At 39.0% G+C, this 930-nt stretch carries 2 tRNA genes and 1 rRNA gene; all 3 read left to right on the top strand.

The window, feature by feature from the left end:
- Positions 1-106: ribosomal RNA gene (rrf, locus tag ACLGGR_RS19180) — 5S ribosomal RNA — on the top strand; the annotation flags it as partial.
- A 593-nt stretch (positions 107-699) separates the two neighbouring features.
- Positions 700-775 (top strand) — tRNA-Val (locus ACLGGR_RS19175).
- A 33-nt stretch (positions 776-808) separates the two neighbouring features.
- A tRNA-Thr gene (locus tag ACLGGR_RS19170) sits at positions 809-884 on the top strand.
- Positions 885-930 lie beyond the last annotated feature (46 nt).

Here is a 930-nt window from a genome sequence, read left to right as displayed (position 1 = left end):
ATAGCGAAGAGGTCACACCCGTTCCCATACCGAACACGGAAGTTAAGCTCTTCAGCGCCGATGGTAGTTGGGGGTTTCCCCCTGTGAGAGTAGGACGCCGCCAAGCTTCTATAAGGATCAGTTCCATTTGGAACTGATCTTTTTTGTTTTTTCTTCTAATAACATCATGATGTAAGCTGGGAACTTCTCTTCTGCAATCTCCATGTAGCGTTCAATCATGACGTAATCATCGCTAATGTAGCTCGTCACATCATCTTATGTCTAAAAGCAGCGTGTGAAACACTTGGATATAAAGAGAAAAAGCGTCTATCGCACAAAGCCTTATCTATAAAAAACAATAGAGAGACAGTATGAGCTTATATAGGGGCACTCCATATATCTTTCATTAAATTGAAGATGTGTAAGCCTATTCGATTTCTATAAATGCTTTACGTCTAAATAGATACCTATATCATTCAAGTATAAAAATGAGAGACTGCTAATATTTCTGAAGGAATTGAACGTTTTTAAAGAGAATATAGAGGAGAGAGTTCAGCTGCTGAACGTTGAACAGCAGCTGTATGAATAGGTGAAATGACGATCATTTATTAAAAGAAATACGCAATGAAAATTGAAATAAAATTTTTTTAATATAGCCTTTACAAATGATTAAAACCTGTATATAATAATCTTTGTCGGATCGAGAGATTCCTACATAGTGGAGGATTAGCTCAGCTGGGAGAGCATCTGCCTTACAAGCAGAGGGTCGGCGGTTCGAGCCCGTCATCCTCCACCATATTTATTCTTACATAATGTTAGGATAAATAAAGCCGGTGTAGCTCAACTGGTAGAGCAACTGACTTGTAATCAGTAGGTTGGGGGTTCAAGTCCTCTTGCCGGCACCACTTTCATATGGTAAGATAGACAAGTCGCTTTAAAAGCGAGCCATTA

It is taken from the genome of Bacillus sp. BD48, assembly GCF_046566805.1.
Taxonomy (GTDB): Bacteria; Bacillota; Bacilli; order Bacillales; family Bacillaceae; genus Bacillus; species Bacillus safensis.
This window is presented reverse-complemented; position numbering and strand designations above follow the sequence as displayed.